This is a genomic window from Pseudomonas sp. NBRC 100443, assembly GCF_030268185.1.
In the GTDB taxonomy this organism is placed as follows: Bacteria; Pseudomonadota; Gammaproteobacteria; order Pseudomonadales; family Pseudomonadaceae; genus Pseudomonas; species Pseudomonas citronellolis.
Window position 1 is genome coordinate 177,434 of sequence record NZ_BSQE01000001.1, and the last position, 16,439, is coordinate 193,872.

Annotated in this window: 14 protein-coding genes; 4 read left to right on the forward strand and 10 right to left on the reverse strand. The window is 68.0% G+C overall.

Translation table 11 applies throughout. The features are described 5' to 3' along the window. Window positions 1–239: 239 nt before the first annotated feature. Window positions 240–1,298: a Rieske 2Fe-2S domain-containing protein gene (locus QSJ95_RS00835; RefSeq protein WP_285639184.1), complete on the forward strand. Its 1,059-nt coding sequence runs from the start codon at window positions 240–242 to the stop codon at window positions 1,296–1,298. A 51-nt stretch (window positions 1,299–1,349) separates the two neighbouring features. Then, window positions 1,350–2,294, forward strand: a complete 945-nt coding sequence (locus QSJ95_RS00840) for a PDR/VanB family oxidoreductase (RefSeq protein WP_285639186.1) — start codon at window positions 1,350–1,352, stop codon at window positions 2,292–2,294. 206 nt (window positions 2,295–2,500) lie between these two features. Here QSJ95_RS00840 and QSJ95_RS00845 read toward each other — a convergent pair whose 3' ends face one another. The 10 genes from QSJ95_RS00845 to amaB form a co-directional block, all read right to left on the reverse strand. Further along, window positions 2,501–3,229 carry a GntR family transcriptional regulator gene (locus tag QSJ95_RS00845; RefSeq protein WP_269962211.1) on the reverse strand — a complete coding sequence of 243 codons (729 nt, stop codon included), beginning with the start codon at window positions 3,227–3,229 and terminating at the stop codon, window positions 2,501–2,503. 384 nt (window positions 3,230–3,613) lie between these two features. After that, window positions 3,614–4,375, reverse strand: a complete 762-nt coding sequence (locus QSJ95_RS00850; RefSeq protein WP_043268632.1) for an SDR family oxidoreductase — start codon at window positions 4,373–4,375, stop codon at window positions 3,614–3,616. Window positions 4,376–4,732: 357 nt separating this feature from the next. Continuing rightward, on the reverse strand, window positions 4,733–5,665 hold the full coding sequence (gene lhpI / locus QSJ95_RS00855; RefSeq protein ID WP_285639190.1) for a bifunctional Delta(1)-pyrroline-2-carboxylate/Delta(1)-piperideine-2-carboxylate reductase: 933 nt from the start codon (window positions 5,663–5,665) through the stop codon (window positions 4,733–4,735). Window positions 5,666–5,752: 87 nt separating this feature from the next. After that, window positions 5,753–6,469, reverse strand: coding sequence for an ABC transporter ATP-binding protein (locus tag QSJ95_RS00860; RefSeq protein WP_009613406.1), 717 nt, complete (start codon window positions 6,467–6,469; stop codon window positions 5,753–5,755). Continuing rightward, a complete protein-coding gene (locus QSJ95_RS00865) occupies window positions 6,466–7,338 on the reverse strand; it encodes an ATP-binding cassette domain-containing protein (RefSeq protein WP_009613407.1) in 873 nt (290 codons plus the stop codon). The genes QSJ95_RS00860 and QSJ95_RS00865 overlap by 4 nt, the downstream gene beginning before the upstream one ends. Next, entirely contained in the window at window positions 7,335–8,624 is a 1,290-nt protein-coding gene (livM, locus tag QSJ95_RS00870) for a high-affinity branched-chain amino acid ABC transporter permease LivM (protein ID WP_058488222.1), read from the reverse strand. Before livM ends, QSJ95_RS00865 begins: the two co-directional genes overlap by 4 nt. A gap of 2 nt (window positions 8,625–8,626) precedes the next feature. Further along, window positions 8,627–9,541: an ABC transporter permease subunit gene (locus tag QSJ95_RS00875; protein ID WP_285639195.1), complete on the reverse strand. Its 915-nt coding sequence runs from the start codon at window positions 9,539–9,541 to the stop codon at window positions 8,627–8,629. A 143-nt stretch (window positions 9,542–9,684) separates the two neighbouring features. Next, window positions 9,685–10,821 (reverse strand): branched-chain amino acid ABC transporter substrate-binding protein, encoded by a 1,137-nt coding sequence (locus tag QSJ95_RS00880; protein ID WP_009613410.1) that lies wholly within the window; start codon window positions 10,819–10,821, stop codon window positions 9,685–9,687. Window positions 10,822–11,208: 387 nt separating this feature from the next. Further along, window positions 11,209–12,492: an L-pipecolate oxidase gene (gene amaA, locus QSJ95_RS00885; protein WP_285639196.1), complete on the reverse strand. Its 1,284-nt coding sequence runs from the start codon at window positions 12,490–12,492 to the stop codon at window positions 11,209–11,211. A gap of 156 nt (window positions 12,493–12,648) precedes the next feature. Beyond that, window positions 12,649–14,139 (reverse strand): L-piperidine-6-carboxylate dehydrogenase, encoded by a 1,491-nt coding sequence (gene amaB, locus QSJ95_RS00890; protein WP_285639197.1) that lies wholly within the window; start codon window positions 14,137–14,139, stop codon window positions 12,649–12,651. A 170-nt stretch (window positions 14,140–14,309) separates the two neighbouring features. Between amaB and QSJ95_RS00895 the strand changes: the two genes are divergently transcribed. Then, window positions 14,310–15,206 carry a LysR family transcriptional regulator gene (locus QSJ95_RS00895; protein WP_009613413.1) on the forward strand — a complete coding sequence of 299 codons (897 nt, stop codon included), beginning with the start codon at window positions 14,310–14,312 and terminating at the stop codon, window positions 15,204–15,206. Between the two features lie 99 nt (window positions 15,207–15,305). After that, a complete protein-coding gene (nadE, locus tag QSJ95_RS00900) occupies window positions 15,306–16,133 on the forward strand; it encodes an NAD(+) synthase (protein ID WP_009613414.1) in 828 nt (275 codons plus the stop codon). The last annotated feature ends 306 nt before the right edge of the window (window positions 16,134–16,439 follow it).

A 16,439-nucleotide genomic window follows, 5' to 3' on the forward strand; every position in this document is an offset into this window, starting at 1 on the left:
GCAGCGGTGGATCCCGAGCACAAGCCCCATTGGATCCCAAAATCACGGAATGGGCTGACGGAAACCACAGATCCCACAGCCTTTACGACGCCAAGATCCAGATTTTACGGAGCCTTCAGCTTGGAGCTGAAATTTGTTCGGTTATCGAACTGATTATTTTTCGACCACCACGGTTGACAGGCTTTCCGCTCGAAGCCAACCATTGGATCCAATAAAAACCACAAGATGAGGATCGCCCCATGTTCCCGAAGAACGCCTGGTACGTCGCCTGCACCCCCGACGAGATCGCCGGGAAGCCCCTGGGCCGGCAGGTCTGCGGCGAAAAGATGGTCTTCTATCGCGGCCCCGAAGGCCGCGTGGCGGCACTGGAGGACTTCTGCCCGCACCGCGGCGCGCCGCTGTCGCTGGGCTTCGTCGAGGACGGCAAGCTGATCTGCGGCTACCACGGCCTGGCCATGGGCTGCGAAGGCCACACCGAGTCCATGCCCGGCCAGCGCGTGCGCGGCTTCCCGGCGATCCGCAAGTTCGCCGTGGAAGAGCGCTACGGCTTCATCTGGGTGTGGCCGGGCGATGCCGCGCAGGCCGACCCGGCGCTGATCCACCACCTGGAATGGGCCGACAACCCGGACTGGGCCTACGGCGGCGGCCTGTACCACATCCAGTGCGACTACCGGCTGATGATCGACAACCTCATGGACCTCACCCACGAGACCTACGTGCACGCCAACAGCATCGGCCAGAAGGAGATCGACGAAGCCGCGCCGAAAACCCGCGTGGAAGGCGAGGAAGTGATCACCGAGCGGCATATGCAGAACGTCATGGCTCCGCCCTTCTGGCGCCTGGCCCTGCGCGGCAACGGCCTGGCCGACGACGTGCCGGTGGACCGCTGGCAGATCTGCCGCTTCACCCCGCCCAGCCACGTGCTGATCGAAGTGGGCGTGGCCCACGCCGGCCACGGCGGCTACCACGCCCCGGCGCAGCACAAGGCGGCGAGCATCGTGGTCGACTTCATCACTCCCGAGACAGAGACCTCCATCTGGTACTTCTGGGGCATGGCGCGCAACTTCCAGCCGCAGGATGAGGCGCTCACCGCGACCATCCGCGAGGGCCAGGGGAAGATCTTCGGCGAGGACCTGGAGATGCTCGAACAGCAGCAGCAGAACCTGCTGCGCCATCCGCAGCGGCAGTTGCTGAAGCTGAACATCGACGCCGGCGGCGTGCAGTCGCGGCGCATCCTCGAACGCCTCTGCGCGGCCGAGCAACAGCAACCTGCCGCCACGCTGATCGCCAGCGCCTGAGCCCCATCCCAGAGCCGGCCCGCGAGGCCGGCCAAGCGTGAGACCGCCACCGTGCTAGACGTCGTCATCACCCGCGTGCAGCGGGAAACCCCGGACATCCTCAGCCTAGAACTGGCCCGCCCCGACGCCGGCCCCCTGCCCGCCTTCAGCGCCGGCGCGCACATCGACCTGCACCTGCCGGGCGGGCTGGTGCGCCAGTACTCGCTGTGCAACGCGCCGGAGGAAACCCACCGCTACCGCATCGCCGTGCTGCGCTGCGCCGACTCGCGCGGCGGCTCCCGCGCGGTGCACGAACTGCAGGCCGGGCAGCCGCTGCGCATCGGCGAACCACGCAACCTCTTCCCCCTCGCAGAAGGCCCGGGGCGGCGCCTGCTGCTGGCCGGCGGCATCGGCATCACCCCGCTGCTGAGCATGGCCGAGCAGCTTTCGCGCAGCGGCGCCGACTTCGAACTGCACTACTGCGCGCGCTCGGCGCAGCAGGCGGCCTTCGTCGAGTACCTGACGCAGTCCGCCTTCGCCACCCGCGTGCATTGCCACTTCGACAACGGCGAGCCGGCGCGGCGCCTGGACGTGGCCGCGCTGCTGGCAGCGCAGGCGGGCGATGCGCAGCTGTACACCTGCGGCCCGACGGGCTTCATGGCGCATGTGCTGGACAGTGCGCGGGCCCTGGGCTGGGACGAGTCGCGCCTGCATCGCGAGTACTTCGGCGCCGAGCCGGACGTGGGCGGGGAAGCCTTCGAGGTGCAGTTGGCGAGCAGCGGGCAGGTGGTGCGCGTGGAGGATGGGCAGAGTGTGGTGGAAGCGCTGCGGTGCGTCGGGGTAGAGGTGCAGGTGGCGTGCGAGCAGGGTATCTGCGGGACTTGTCTGACGCGGGTGCTGGAGGGTGTGCCGGAGCATCGTGACCAGTACCTGACCGAGGATGAGCAGGCTGCCAATGATCAGTTCACGCCTTGTTGCTCGCGGTCGCGGAGTGCGCGGTTGGTGTTGGATCTGTAGGGATGGGATTGCTTGGGGAGTTTCCCGTGTAGGAGCGCGCCCTGCGCGCGATTCGCGGGCAGGGCCCGCTCCTACACCCTCCGGCAAACACACCGCCCCGTAGGATGGGTTGAGCGAAGCGATACCCATCACCGCGACCGCATGGGTTTCGCAGGCTCAACCCATCCTACGCAGAGCACCTCGGCGCGGCCGGCAGAACCATGCCCCTACGACCGGTCTTTTTCCGCAGCAGTGGGCTTCTTCAACACCGCCACACCCTCCCGCGGCGGATGAAAATACTCGGCGTAGCGCAGGGTGGCATTGGCATGCTCACGCATGATCGCCTCGGCGCGCGCGCCCTGGCCGTTGACCAGGGCGTCGTAGGCGGCGTGGTGCTGCATGTGGGCGAAGTTGAAGCGCTGGTATTCGCGGGGCAGGTTGTCGCGGTCCACCGCCAGCGAGCTGACCGAGGCGAACGGCAGGTGGTCGTTGCGCGCCAGGGCCTCGGCGATGGCGCGGTTGCCGCTGGCCTCGATGATCGCCTGGTGGAAGCGCATGTTGAGGCTGTGATACGCCTCCAGGTCCTCGGGCAGTACATGGCCCTTTGCGAAAATGCGGTCGCCTTCGTCCAGGCACTGCTGGAGCTGCGCCCGCGTCTCTTCGGAAATTCCCCGCTCAGCCGCCTGGCGCGCCGCCAGCCCCTCCAGCACGCCGCGGACCTCCACGGCGCCGGCGATATCGTCCTCGGTGACTTCGCGCACCGTATAGCCACGGTTGCCGGCCTTGACCAGCAGCCCTTCCTGCTCCAGCACGCGCAACGCCATGCGCACCGGCATGCGCGAAACCTGCAGGCGCTCGGCGGTGGGAATCTCGACGATGCGCTCGCCGGCGGCCAGCTCGCCGGAGGCAATCATCTTGCGCAGTTCAGCCAGCACGCGTTGGCCTGGTTTGCTCATCGAGGGGGCTCTTGTGGCGGGGAGTTGGCGGATGATAACGCGGAGTGGCGCTTTTCGTAGGAGCGAGCTTGCTCGCGAATGGCGTTACCCGGCAGCTCCGCAGTTGGCCCCAACCCCGGTCCCCTCTCCCCAGCCCTCGGCTGCGCGCCCCGCCCTGAAGGGAGAGGGGGCTTGTCCGTGCCAGCTGAAAGCAAGGCTTCAGCCGGGCGTCACAGCATCCGGCGAACTCCAGAGCATCCAGGCACGCCGAACGGTCCCCTCTCCCTTCAGGGAGAGGGTTAGGGAGAGGGAGCGGAGTCAAACCAACGCAGAGAAATCGCCGGGAAACTCCGTTCGCGAGCAAGAACTAGGCGTCCCCCTCGCTCCTACAAGAGCCCGCGCTCCTCACCCCTTGCGATGCACCGAGAACCCCGCCCAGGCCTGGCTCACCGGCATGATCTCCAGGCTGTTGATGTTGATGTGCGGCGGCTGGTTGACGATCCAGTGGATGGTCTCGGCGATGTCTTCGGGCTGCAGCGCCTCGGTGCCGGCGTAGGTCTTGTCGTAGCGCGCCTGGTCGCCGCCGAAGCGCACCAGGGAGAACTCGCTTTCGCACAGGCCCGGCTCCAGGTTGCTGACGCGCACGCCGGTGCCCTGCAGATCGCAGCGCAGGCTCAGGGAGAACTGTTCGACGAAGGCCTTGGTGGCGCCGTACACGTGGCTGCCCGGGTACGGCCACTGGCCGGCCACCGAGCCGAGGTTGAGGATGCTGGCGCCGCGGCCGTGGGCGATCAGCCGGGGCAGCAGCAGGCGGGTGCAGTACATCAGGCCCTTGATGTTGGTGTCGACCATGGTGTCCCAGTCGTCCAGGTCGCACTCCTGCGCCGGGTCCGCGCCCAGGGCCAGGCCGGCGTTGTTGATCAGCGCGCGCAGCTTGTCGAAGCCGGCCGGCAGGTTGTCCACGGCGCGGGCCACGGCGGCGCGGTCGCGCACGTCGAGGGTGATAGGCAGCACTTCGGCCTGGGCGGACAGCTCCTTGGCCAGGGCCTGCAGGCGGTCTTCGCGGCGGCCGGTGATCACCAGCGACCAGCCGTCGCGGGCAAAACGGCGGGCGCAGGCTTCGCCGAAGCCGGAGGTGGCGCCGGTAATGAACAGGGTGGGAGTCATGGGCCAATTCCTCTGCTGGCGGTTTTTCTGTCGGACTTCGCAGGATAGCAGCCCCGCCCCGCCAGCCAGCGCTACAGCGGCCGTCCACAATGGCCGAACAGTTCGGCAGGCGCCCAGGGGCGCGGGACGGAGAGGTTTTCCCCCAGGTTTTCCACAGGCTGCTCCACAGCCGGCAGCGGTTTTCCCGAATGTCTGGCGAGCGCCTGCCACGGGCGCAGCAGCTCAGGCGTTTCGCGGCTTGCGCCATGCCCTTGGTCAGTATTCAGGCAGTGCTGCGCAACCCACGGCGTGCCTGGGCCGGGAGCAGCTTTCCCAAGCTTATCCACAGCTTGCCCAACAGATTCCGTGGACAACCCGCTAGCCGCCCTGCTCCACCAGCAGGCGCGCGGCGATCAGGTCTTCCAGGGCGTAGCCGACCGATTTGAACAGGGTGATTTCCTGGTCGTCGCGGCGCAGCCCACGGCCCTGCAGCAGGTCGCCGAGCTGGGTGTGGATGGCCGATTCGGCGATGGCGCCTTCGGCCAGGGGGATCAGCAGGTCGCCGGCTTCCTCCAGCGCGCCTTCGCGGGTGTCGACGACGATGCGCGCGCGGCGCACGGCTTCGCTGTCGGTCTCGCGCATGCTCGGCAGGAAGGCGCCGACCAGGTCGAGGTGGGTGCCGGGGCTCAGCCACTCGCCGCGCACCAGCGGCTCGCGGGAGGTGGTCACGCAGCTGATGGTGTCGGCCGCGGCCACGCCTGCGGCGAGGTCTTCGCAGGCGCGCACCGGGTAGCCTTCGCCGGCCAGGCGCTCGACCAGCGCGGCGACCTTGGACGGGTGCCGGCCCCAGATGGCGACGTCGGTGTAGTCACGCACCGCGCAATGGGCGCGCACCATGTGCGGCGCCAGGGTGCCGCTGCCGACGATGAGCAGGCGCTCGGCGTCGCGCCGGGCCAGGTGGTCCGCCGCCAGGGCCGAGGTACAGGCGGTGCGCCGGGCGGTCAGCTCGGAGGCTTCGAGCAGCGCCAGCGGGCGGCCGTCGACGCCGTCGAACAGGCAGAACAGCGCCGCCACCGCCGGCAGGCCGCGCGCGCCGTTGCCGGGGAACACGGTGACCAGCTTGACGCCGATGTCCTGCCCCGGGCGCCACACCGGCATGGTCAGCAGCGTGGAGTTATCGGGCAGCGCATGGCAGCCGCGCACCGGCGCCTCGCAGGTGCCGGCCAGGCCCTGGCGCAGGGCCTCGATCAGTTGTGGATAAGCCAGGCGCTCGGCGACGTCGGCGTTGGTGAGGAAGCGAACGTTTTGCATGGAGATCCTCCGGATCAGCTACAAGCCGCAAGCTACAAGCCGCAAACGGCGCTTGCCGCTTACAGCTTGTCGCTTGCAACTGGCACGTCAGTGCCCACCCAGATAGGCGTCGCGCACCTCCTGGTTGCCCAGCAGTTCCGCGCCCGTGCCGCTCATGCGGATCTCGCCGTTGACCATCACGTAACCGCGGTCGGAGAGCCTGAGGGCGTGGTTGGCGTTCTGCTCGACGAGGAACAGCGTCATGCCGGTCTGCGCCAGTTCGCGCAGGGTCTGGAAGATCTGCTTGACCACGATGGGCGCCAGGCCCAGGGAGGGTTCGTCGAGCAGCAGCAGCTTGGGCCGGCTCATCAGCGCGCGGGCGATGGCAAGCATCTGCTGCTCGCCGCCGGACATGGTCATGGCGCGCTGGTTGCGCCGCTCCTTCAGCCGCGGGAACAGCTCGAACATGCGCTGCATGTCTTCCTGGGCATGGTCCATGCCGATGGGGATGGTGCCCATCAGCAGGTTCTCCTCCACGCTCATGTCGGGGAACACCCGGCGCCCTTCCGGCGACTGCGCGATGCCGTTGGAGGCCACGTAGTGCGCCGAGCGCCGGGCGATGTCCTGGCCGCGGTAGAGAATCTGCCCGGCGGCCGCGCGCGGCTGGCCGAAGATGGACATCAGCAGGGTGGACTTGCCGGCGCCGTTGGCGCCGATCAGCGCCACCGTCTCGCCTTCGCCCACGGTCAGGGAAACCTTCTTCAGCGCCTGGATCGGCCCGTAGAACACATCCACATCACGGAATTCCAGAATCGGCGCCGTCATGCGACCTCCTCTTCGTCTGCGCCCAGGTAGGCGGCGATCACCTTGTCGTTGCTGCGGATCTCCGCCGGCAGGCCGCGGGCGATCACGTCGCCGTGGTCGAGCACGATGATGTGGTCGGAGATGTTCATCACCATGCCCATGTCGTGCTCGATGAGCAGCACGGTGATGCCGTGGTGGTCGCGCAGGAAGCGGATGATCCGGCTCAGGGCCTGGGTCTCGGCCGGGTTGAGACCGGCGGCCGGTTCGTCCAGGCAGATGATCTCCGGGCGCGTACACATGGCCCGGGCGATCTCCAGGCGGCGCTGCTGGCCGTAGGACATCTCGCCGGCCAGGCGGTTGGCGCAGTCCACCAGGTCGACCACTTCCAGCCAGTAGAAGGCGTGGTCCAGCGCGTCGCTTTCCGCGCGGCGGTAGCCGGGGGTATTGAGGATGCCGGAAACCAGGTTGCGGTTGACGTACATGTGCTGCGCCACCAGCAGGTTCTCCACCACCGACATTTCGCGGAACAGGCGGATGTTCTGGAAGGTGCGCGCCAGCCCCGCGCGGTTCACCAGGTGGGTGCCGCCGAACATCTTGTAGTACACGCGGCTGCCGAACTGCGCCGGGTTGACGAAGTCGCCGGCCTGGAACGGCTGACCGAGGATCTTGATGACGTCGGTGGTAGTGCCCTGGGTGTTGAGCAGGATCTTCCCGCCGGTGGCCTTGTAGAAGCCGGTCAGGCAGTTGAACACGGTGGTCTTGCCGGCGCCGTTGGGGCCGATCAGCGCGGTGATGGAGCCGCGCTCCACGTCCAGGTTGACGTCGTTGAGCGCCTTGATGCCGCCGAAGTGCATCATCAGGTGCTCGACGCTGAGAATCTTGTCGCTCATGGCGCCACCCCCTTGCGCTTGGCGAAGCCCCGGCGGTTGATGCGGATCAGCCCGCGCGGGCGCCAGATCATCATCAGCACCATGAGCATGCCGAACAGCAGCACGCGGTAGTCGGCGAAGCTGCGCAGCAGTTCCGGCGTCACCGTCAGCACGAAGGCGGCGATCACCACCCCGAGGGTCGAGCCCATGCCGCCGAGCACGACGATGGCGAGGATCAGCGCCGACTCGAAGAAGTTGAACGAGGTGGGATTGACGAAGCCCTGCTGGCTGGCGAAGAACACCCCGGCCAGGCCGGCGGTAGAGGCGCCGAGCATGAACGCCGAGAGCTTCACCAACACGTGGTTCAGGCCCAGAGAGCGGCAGGCGATCTCGTCCTCGCGTAGCGCTTCCCAGGCGCGTCCGACCGGCATGCGCGTCAGCCGGTGCTTGATGTATAGCACCAGGATGACAACCAGGCAGAGCACGATGTAGAGGAACAGGGACTTGAAGTTAGCGCTGTACTGGATGCCAAGGAATTCGTTGATGGGTATCCCCCCCTCCTTGGCCCGCTTGCCGAACTCCAGGCCGAAAAAGGTCGGCGCCGGCACCTGCATGCCGTTCGGGCCGCCGGTGAAGGACAGCCAGTTGTTGAGCACCAGGCGAATGATCTCGCCGAAGCCCAGGGTCACGATGGCCAGGTAGTCGCCGTGCATGCGCAGCACCGGGAAGCCCAGCAGCGCCCCGGCCATCGCCGCGATCAACGGCGCCAGCACCAGCAGGGTCCAGAAGCCTAGACCGAGGTACTGGTAGCCCAGCGCCAGGCCGTAGGCGCCGATGGCGTAGAAGGCCACGTAGCCCAGGTCGAGCAGCCCGGCGAGGCCCACCACTATGTTCAGGCCCAGGCCCAGCAGCACGTAGATCAGCCCGAGGATGATCACGCCATACAGGTACTTGGTGGCGAAGAACGGGAAGGCCACGGCGACCACCACCAGCAGCGGGATGATCCAGCGCAGGCGCGTCTTGTAGCCCGGCGGCAGCACCTGGATGCCGGAGTCGGAGCCCTCGAAGCGGTCGAGCACGCGGCTGCCGACGGCGGTCTGCAGGAACAGGCTGAGCACCAGGCGCCCGGCCATGACCGCGCCGACCATCCAGGCCAGGCGCACCGGTTGCAGGTTGAAGCTGTAGCCGTCGAGCACGATGCCGACGATGGGGCCGAACACGATGAGGGCGACCAGGCCGGCCAGGACGGTGTCCACCAGGCTCTGCTTGAGGTCGATGCGCGGGGCGGAAGCGGTTGCGGTAGCCATGCTCACACCTTCGATACCTGGGGCCGGCCCAGGAGTCCTTGCGGTCGGAAGATGAGGATGGTCACCAGCAGCGCGAAGGCGAACACGTCCTTGTAGTCGGTGTTGACCATGCCGGAGAACTGCGCCTCGGCCACGCCCAGGATGAGGCCGCCGAGCATGGCCCCGGGCAGAGAGCCGATGCCGCCGAGCACCGCGGCGGTGAACGCCTTGATGCCGATGATGAAGCCGGCGTAGAAGTCGAAGGTGCCGTAGTTCATGGTGATCAGCACGCCGGCCAGCGCGGCCATGGCGGCGCCGATGACGAACACGTAGGAGATCACCCGGTCGGTGTTGATGCCCAGGATCGAGGCCATCTTGCGGTCCTGCTGGGTGGCGCGGCACATGCGCCCGAGCTTGGTGTACTGGATCACGTAGGTGAGCACGGCCATGCCGGCGAAGGAGGCCAGCAGGATGAACAGCTTGGTGTAGGTCAGTTGCACCCAGCCGTCGCCGATGTGCAGCTTGAAGGCGCCTTCGAGCAGCGTCGGCACGCCCTGCTGGCGCGGGCCCTGGGCCAGTTGCACGTAGTTCTGCAGGATCAGCGACATGCCGATGGCGCTGATCAGCGGCGCCAGGCGCGTGGAGTTGCGCAGCGGCTTGTAGGCGATGCGCTCGATCACCCAGCCGTACACGCCGGTGACCAGGATGGTGAAGATCAGCGTGCCGAGGATCAGCAGCGGGAAGGAATGCAGGCCGAAGAAGGCCAGCAGCGCCAGGCCGATGGCGGAAAGGTAGGCCGAGACCATGTAAACCTCGCCGTGGGCGAAGTTGATCATGCCGATGATGCCGTAGACCATCGTGTAACCGATGGCGATCAGGCCGTAGACCGACCCGAGGGTCAGCCCGTTGATCATTTGCTGGAGAAAGATGCCGTCCACGATTGGATACTCACGCAAGCGGGGCAGGAAAAGGCTGACGCAGCGCGCCTGATGCGGCTCGTGACCGCCAGCGGGCGACGTCGACCTGCGGGGATGCCGGCGCCGCTCGTGGCGGCGCCGGCAGGCGGCGCGTCAGGCCGGGATCACTTCTTGAAAGCGTCCAGCTGGTGGTACTTGCCCTTGTCGTCCCACTCGTAGACCACGTAGTCGGAGACTTTCAGGTCGCCCTTCTGGTCCCACTCCTTCTTGCCCATCACGGTCTGTACCGGGTGCGACTTCAGCCACTTGGCAGCGGCCGCCGGGTCGGTCTTGCCGGCGCCGTTGAAGCCGGCCGCCAGGGCCTGCACCGAGGCGTAGGCGTAGAGGGTGTAGCCCTCGGGCTCGAAGCCGCCGGCGCGGAACTTCTCGACCACCGCCTTGCCGTCGGGGATCAGCCGCGGGTCGGCGCCGAAGGTCATCAGCACGCCCTTGACGTACTGCGGGCCGCCGGCGGTGGTGACCAGTTCGTCGGTGACGATGCCGTCGTCGGACATGAACTTGGCGGTCAGGCCCTGTTCGCGCATCTGCCGCACCAGCGGGCCGGCCTCGGGGTGCAGGCCGCCGAAGTAGACGACCTCGGCGCCGGAAGCGCGGATCTTGGTGACCAGGGCGTTGAAGTCCTTCTCGCCGCGGGTCAGGCCTTCGTACAGGACTTCCTTCACGCCGCGTTTGTTCAGCTGCGCGCGGGTGGCGTCGGCCAGGCCCTGGCCGTAGGTGTCCTTGTCGTGGATGACCGCGACCTTCTTGGCCTTGAGCACGTCGACGATGTAGTCGCCGGCGACGATGCCCTGCTGGTCGTCGCGGCCGCACATGCGGAACATGCCGGAGAGGCCGCGCTCGGTGACCTGCGGGTTGGTCGAGCCGGGGGTGATGGCGATGATGCCGGCCTCGTCGTAGACCTCGGAGGCGGGGATGGTGGAGGAGGAGCAGAAGTGGCCGACCACCGCCACCGCCTTGTCTTCGTCGACCAGGCGGTTGGCCACGGCCACGGCCTGTTTCGGTTCGCAGGCGTCGTCCGCCTTCACCAGCTTGATCTTCTCGCCGTTGACGCCGCCGGCGGCGTTGATGTCCTCGGCGGCCTGGGTCGCTCCGCGCCAGTATTGCTCGCCGAAGGAGGCGTTGGCCCCGGTGTGCGGGCCGGCAACGCCGATCACGACGTCGGCCTGGGCGAGAGAAGTCATGCCCATCGCGGCGGTTACCGCCAGGGCCAGAAAGCCTTTTCTGAAAATCTTCTGCGACATGGAGTTTTGCTCCTGAGGTTTTTGTGGTGACGCGCGAAACAACAGATGTTGGCGATTAGCCAACAGCAAGCCGCGTGCCATCCGTTTTTGTTATTCGAAAAGTCGGACAGCAGAACCGGCCAGGGCCGGCAGAAAACAGCTTTTGGCGTGTGCAACCCCCAAAAACAAAAGGTGCAACCCAAACATCCGATGGGCGCAACCGTCCATCCCGCGAGCTGGCACAACCAGCAGCCAACGGGCGCAACCCGAGCGGTAACCATCGCTGTCACCTAACTGCACATTCTCGGTGCGCGCCCATCGAGGTAACGCACCAAAAAGGCTAGACCAAAGTGCAGAAGGGGCCAGACGAGGCGGACGGGGCCGGGCGCCCCCGTCCAGGGCGCGCCGCTAGATCACCACGCGCAGGCACTGCCCGGCGTGGTAGAGCGAGAAGCCCGCCTCGTACAGGCAGCTGCGCAGGCCCGCCGCGGAAACCTCCTCCAGCGGCCGCAGGGGCATGGGCAGGGCGCTGGCCTCGCCGCGCAGCAGGAAGTCGGCGAAGGCCTTGCCCACCACGGTGCCGGTGGTCACCCCGCGGCCGTTGTAGCCGCTCATGGCGAGCAGCCCCGGCGCCGGCTCGAACAGGCGCATCAGGTGGTCGGGGGTGAAGTCGATGCAGCCGGTCCAGGTGAATTCCCAGTCCACCTTGCCCAGCCGCGGGAAGTAGTGCTGCTGGATACGGTCGGCCCAGCTGCGGATGAACCATTCCGGCTTGCCGGTGCCCTTGCCCAGGCTACCGAGCAGCAGGCGGCTGTCGGCGTCGCGGCGGATGCTGCTGAGCACCTGGCGGGTGTCCCAGGAGCCCTGGCCGCCGGGCAGGATGCGCGCGGCCTCGGCGCCCTCCAGCGGGCGCGAGGCGACCTGGTAGTAGTAGCCGGGGAAGAAGGTGCGGCGCAGTTGCGTCCACTCGCCCTCGGTGTAGGCGCTGGAGGCGATCACCACCTTCTGCGCCAGCACGCTGCCCTCGCCTGTGATGACGCGCCAAGCGGCGCCCTCGCGCTCCAGCGCGGTCACCGCCGAGTTGTGGTACAGCCCGCCGCCCAGCTCGACCACGGCGCGGGCCAGGCCGCTGACGTAGGCCATGGGGTTGAGGGTGCCGGCGCGGCGGTCGAGCAGCGCGCCGGCGATTCTTTCAGTGCCGCAGGCTTCGGCACAGGCCGCCCCGGTGAGCAACTCGACCGGGGCGCCGCGGCGCTGCCATTGCTCGCAGCGGCTGCGCAGGTCGTCCAGGCCGCGCTGGTTGTGGGCCATGTGCAGGGTGCCCTCGCGGCGCGCCTGGCAGTCGATGGCGTACTTGTCGATCAGCGAGAAGACCAGCGAGGGCGCCGCGCCGAGCATGCGGTTGAGGCGCGAGCCGACCTCCTGGCCCATGCCCGCCTCGATCTCGTCCGGCGGAATCCACAGGCCGGCATTGACCAGCCCGACGTTGCGCCCGGCGCCGCCATGGCCGGTGCGATGGGCCTCCAGCACACAGACGCTGCGCCCCGCCTCCAGCAGGTGCAGGGCCGCGGAGAGCCCGGTGAAGCCGGCGCCGACGACGCACACGTCGGCCTCGTGTTCCCCCAGCAGCGACGGCGCCTGCGGCCGCTCGGGGGTCAGGTGTTCCCACAGACACTCTTGGCGAAGCGACATCCGCTGATCCTTGTACAAGGAGCTGCAAGCGGCAAGCGGCAAGCTCCAAGAAAGAGCCTGCCGCCCCACCCACAGCTAGAAGTCACACCCTGGTCTTGCGCTTTCAGCTTGCAGCTTGCAGCTTGCAGCTTGCAGCTTGCAGCTTGCAGCTTGCAGCTAATCGAACACTATGCCCTGGGCCAACGGCAACTCCCGCGACCAGTTCACGGTGTTGGTCTGCCGGCGCATGTAGGCCTTCCAGGCGTCGGAGCCGGATTCGCGGCCGCCGCCGGTTTCCTTCTCGCCACCGAAGGCGCCGCCGATTTCCGCGCCGCTGGGGCCGATGTTGACGTTGGCGATGCCGCAGTCGCTGCCGATCGCCGACATGAAGGCTTCCGCCTCGCGCAGGTCGGTGGTGAACACGCAGGACGACAGGCCCTGGGGCACGGCGTTGTTCAGCGCCACCGCCTCATCGAAGTCCTTGTAGGGGATCACGTAGAGGATCGGGGCGAAGGTCTCGCTGCGCACCACGTCGCTCTGCTCGGGCATCTCGACGATGGCCGGGGAGACGTAGAAGGCGTCGGGGAACTGCTGTTGCAGCTGGCGCTCGCCGCCGAACACCACGCCGCCCTCGCCGCGCGCCTGCTCCAGCGCGCCCTGCATGGCCAGGAAGCTGCGTTCGTCGATCAGCGGGCCGACCAGGTTGCCCTGCAGCGGGTGGCCGATGCGCACTTTCGAATACGCAGCCTTCAGGCGCGCGACTATCTCGTCCTTCACCGACTCGTGGGCGATCAGCCGGCGCAGCGTGGTGCAGCGCTGCCCGGCGGTGCCCACGGCGCTGAACAGGATGGCGCGCACGGCCATGTCCAGGTCGGCGCTGGGAGCCAGGATCATGGCGTTGTTGCCGCCCAGTTCGAGGATGCTGCGGCCGAAGCGGGCGGCGACGCGCGGGCCCACTTCGCGGCCCATGCGGGTGCTGCCGGTGGCGCTGACCAGGGCCAGGCGCGGGTCGTCCACCAGGGCCTCGCCGGCGGCGCGGTCGCCGATCACCACCTGGCTGAGGCAGGCCGGGGCGTCGCCGAACTGCGCCAGGGCCTTGTCGAACAGCGCCTGGCAGGCCAGCGCGGTGAGCGGCGTCTTCTCCGACGGCTTCCACACCACCGGGTTGCCGCACACCAGGGCCAGCGCGGTGTTCCACGACCACACGGCGACCGGGAAGTTGAAGGCGCTGATGACGCCGACCACGCCCAGCGGCTGCCAGGTCTCGCGCATGTGGTGGCCGGGGCGCTCGGAGGCGATGGTCAGGCCGTAGAGCTGGCGCGACAGGCCGACGGCGAAGTCGCAGATGTCGATCATCTCCTGCACTTCGCCCTGGCCTTCCTGGGTGATCTTGCCGGCCTCCCAGGACACCAGCTCGCCCAGCTCGGCCTTGTGCGCGCGCAGCTGCTCGCCGAACAGCCGCACCAGTTCGCCGCGACGCGGCGCCGGCACCGCGCGCCAGGCAGCGAAGGCCTGGGCCGCGCGGCCGATCTTCTGCTCCACTTCGGCGGCGCTTTCCAGGCGCACGGCGCCCAGGCGGCTACCGTCGATGGGGCTGTGGATGACATGGTCGCCGTTGGAGTAGAGGGAGGAATCGACTCCCAGTTTCTCGAGCAGTGCGGAAATCATCGCGTCTCCTGAGCCAGTCGGTTAAGCCATTGGAATGCAAGCAGTAATAACCGGCTTGCAGGCGGCCAACAAACGACGTTTCCTATGCACATCATTCCGTAAATTCATGCCAGGGGTGGCTGCGCGTCGGCGGAGCCGCCCTACCGGCATTCACAGAGCCGATCACGACGATGCTCAACAAACGCCACCTGCCCTCCATGACCGCCCTGCAGTGCTTCGAGGCCGTGGCCCGGCACCTGAGCTTCACCCGCGCCTCGGAGGAGCTGGCGCTGACCCAGAGCGCGGTGAGCAAGCAGGTGGCGCAACTGGAGGAGATGCTCCAGCACCTGCTGTTCCGCCGCGTGCGCCGGCGCCTGCAACTGACCCCGGCGGGCGAGCTATACCTGCAGGAGGTGCGCAAGATCCTCAGCCAGGTGGAGCTGTCCACCCGCTACCTGCTGTCCTACGGCGGCGAGACCGAGGTGCTGCGCGTGTCCACCCCGCCCACTTTCGGTGCGCGCTGGCTGATCCCGCTGCTCAACGGCTGGCGTCACCGCCACCCGAACATCCACCTGGACCTGCGCCAGGAACTGGAGCCCGACGACCTGCTGCATTCGCGCTGCGACGTGGCCTTCTTCTTCGGCCCCGGCACCCTGCCCGGCGCCGAGTGCCTGCACCTGTTCGGCGAGGAAATGCTGCCGGTGTGCTCGCCGGCGCTCCTCCCGGCGCAGCCGCTGGACGACCCGCTGCAGCTGGACGAACTGGTGCTGCTGCAGAACGCCACCCGCCCGGAGGCCTGGCACGAGTGGTTCGCCAGCCTCGACCGGCGCAGCGAGCACAGCTTCCACGGGCCGCGCTTCGACACCTTCTACATGTGCATCCGCGCCGCCCAGGCCGGCTGCGGCGTGGCCCTGCTGCCGCGCTTCCTGGTGGAGGAGGAGCTGGCCGAAGGCAAGCTGGTGGTCGCCTGGCCGCACAGCCTGCAGAGCCGCAGCGCCTACTACCTGGCCTACCCCGAGCAAGCCGCGGCGGTGCCCAAGGTGCGCGCCTTCGTCGAGTGGATCGGCGAGCACCTGCAACAGCCCTGAAGCGCCCGCGACCATCCGGGCATCGCCCGGCACGCCGCGTGCTGGTATTTTTTCCGCATCCGACGGGCCGCGCCCGTCCACAACCGGACAGAGAAGCCCATGAAAACCATCCAAGACGACATCGCCAAGGACCTCAACGTGCAGCGGCCCTTCGCCACCGAGGCCGACGTGCAGGCGGAAATCCAGCGCCGCATCCGCTTCATCCAGGACTGCCTGCGCGAGTCGGGCACCAGGACCCTGGTGCTGGGCATCAGCGGCGGTGTCGACTCCCTCACCGCCGGCATGCTCTGCCAGCGCGCCGTGGAAGGCCTGCGCGAGGAAACCGGCAACCCGGACTACCGCTTCATCGCCGTGCGCCTGCCGTACAACGTGCAGGGCGACGAGTCCGACGCCCAGGCGGCGGTGGACTGCATCGCCCCGGACGAGCGCCACACGGTGAACATCGGCCCGGCGGTCCAGGCCCTGGCCGAGCAGACCCGCGCCCTCGACGGCCTGCCCGCCGCCACCGTGGACTTCGCCCTGGGCAACACCAAGGCGCGCATGCGCATGGTCGCCCAGTACACCATCGCCAACGCCCGCCAGGGCCTGGTGGTGGGCACCGACCACGCCGCCGAGGCGGTGATGGGCTTCTTCACCAAGTTCGGCGACGGCGCCTGCGACATCGCCCCGCTGACCGGCCTGGTGAAGCACCAGGTGCGCACCATCGCCCGCACCCTGGGCGCCCCGGAATTCCTCGTGGAAAAAGTGCCCACCGCCGACCTCGAAGACCTGGCCCCGGGCAAGCCGGACGAACACGCCCACGGCGTGACCTACCAGGAGATCGACGCCTTCCTGCACGGCCAGCCGGTCAGCCCGGAGGCCTTCGAGATCATCAAGCGCACCTACGAGAAGACCCACCACAAGCGGCAGCTGCCGAAGGCGCCGTAAGCGCGCCCTGCGCCATCTCCTGTTGGAGCAACTGTCTTGCAAGCCGCGCTGGGGCGCTTTTCGTAGGATGGGTTGAGCTTGCGAAACCCATCGGGCCATGCTGATGGGTATCGCTTCGCTCAACACCATCCTACGGGTCTCGTGCTTGCCGGAGGGGGTAGCGGACCTTGTCCGCGATGGGCCGGAACCTCCGGCGCGATTCGCGGATGAGATCCGCTCCTACGCCGCCCCACTCGCGCCATTCCATGTAGGAGCGCGCCCTGCGCGCGATTTCGCGGGCAGGGCCCGCTCCTACAGGTTGCCGGG

What these genes read in the sequence shown, in the direction of transcription:
- QSJ95_RS00835 (WP_285639184.1), top strand. Translation starts at nt 240, where the DNA reads ATGTTCCCGAAGAACGCCTGGTACGTCGCCTGCACCCCCGACGAGATC.
- QSJ95_RS00845 (WP_269962211.1), bottom strand. Translation starts at nt 3,229, where the DNA reads ATGAGCAAACCAGGCCAACGCGTGCTGGCTGAACTGCGCAAGATGATT.
- QSJ95_RS00850 (WP_043268632.1), bottom strand. Translation starts at nt 4,375, where the DNA reads ATGACTCCCACCCTGTTCATTACCGGCGCCACCTCCGGCTTCGGCGAA.
- lhpI (WP_285639190.1), bottom strand. Translation starts at nt 5,665, where the DNA reads ATGCAAAACGTTCGCTTCCTCACCAACGCCGACGTCGCCGAGCGCCTG.
- QSJ95_RS00860 (WP_009613406.1), bottom strand. Translation starts at nt 6,469, where the DNA reads ATGACGGCGCCGATTCTGGAATTCCGTGATGTGGATGTGTTCTACGGG.
- QSJ95_RS00865 (WP_009613407.1), bottom strand. Translation starts at nt 7,338, where the DNA reads ATGAGCGACAAGATTCTCAGCGTCGAGCACCTGATGATGCACTTCGGC.
- livM (WP_058488222.1), bottom strand. Translation starts at nt 8,624, where the DNA reads ATGGCTACCGCAACCGCTTCCGCCCCGCGCATCGACCTCAAGCAGAGC.
- QSJ95_RS00880 (WP_009613410.1), bottom strand. Translation starts at nt 10,821, where the DNA reads ATGTCGCAGAAGATTTTCAGAAAAGGCTTTCTGGCCCTGGCGGTAACC.
- amaA (WP_285639196.1), bottom strand. Translation starts at nt 12,492, where the DNA reads ATGTCGCTTCGCCAAGAGTGTCTGTGGGAACACCTGACCCCCGAGCGG.
- amaB (WP_285639197.1), bottom strand. Translation starts at nt 14,139, where the DNA reads ATGATTTCCGCACTGCTCGAGAAACTGGGAGTCGATTCCTCCCTCTAC.
- QSJ95_RS00895 (WP_009613413.1), top strand. Translation starts at nt 14,310, where the DNA reads ATGCTCAACAAACGCCACCTGCCCTCCATGACCGCCCTGCAGTGCTTC.
- nadE (WP_009613414.1), top strand. Translation starts at nt 15,306, where the DNA reads ATGAAAACCATCCAAGACGACATCGCCAAGGACCTCAACGTGCAGCGG.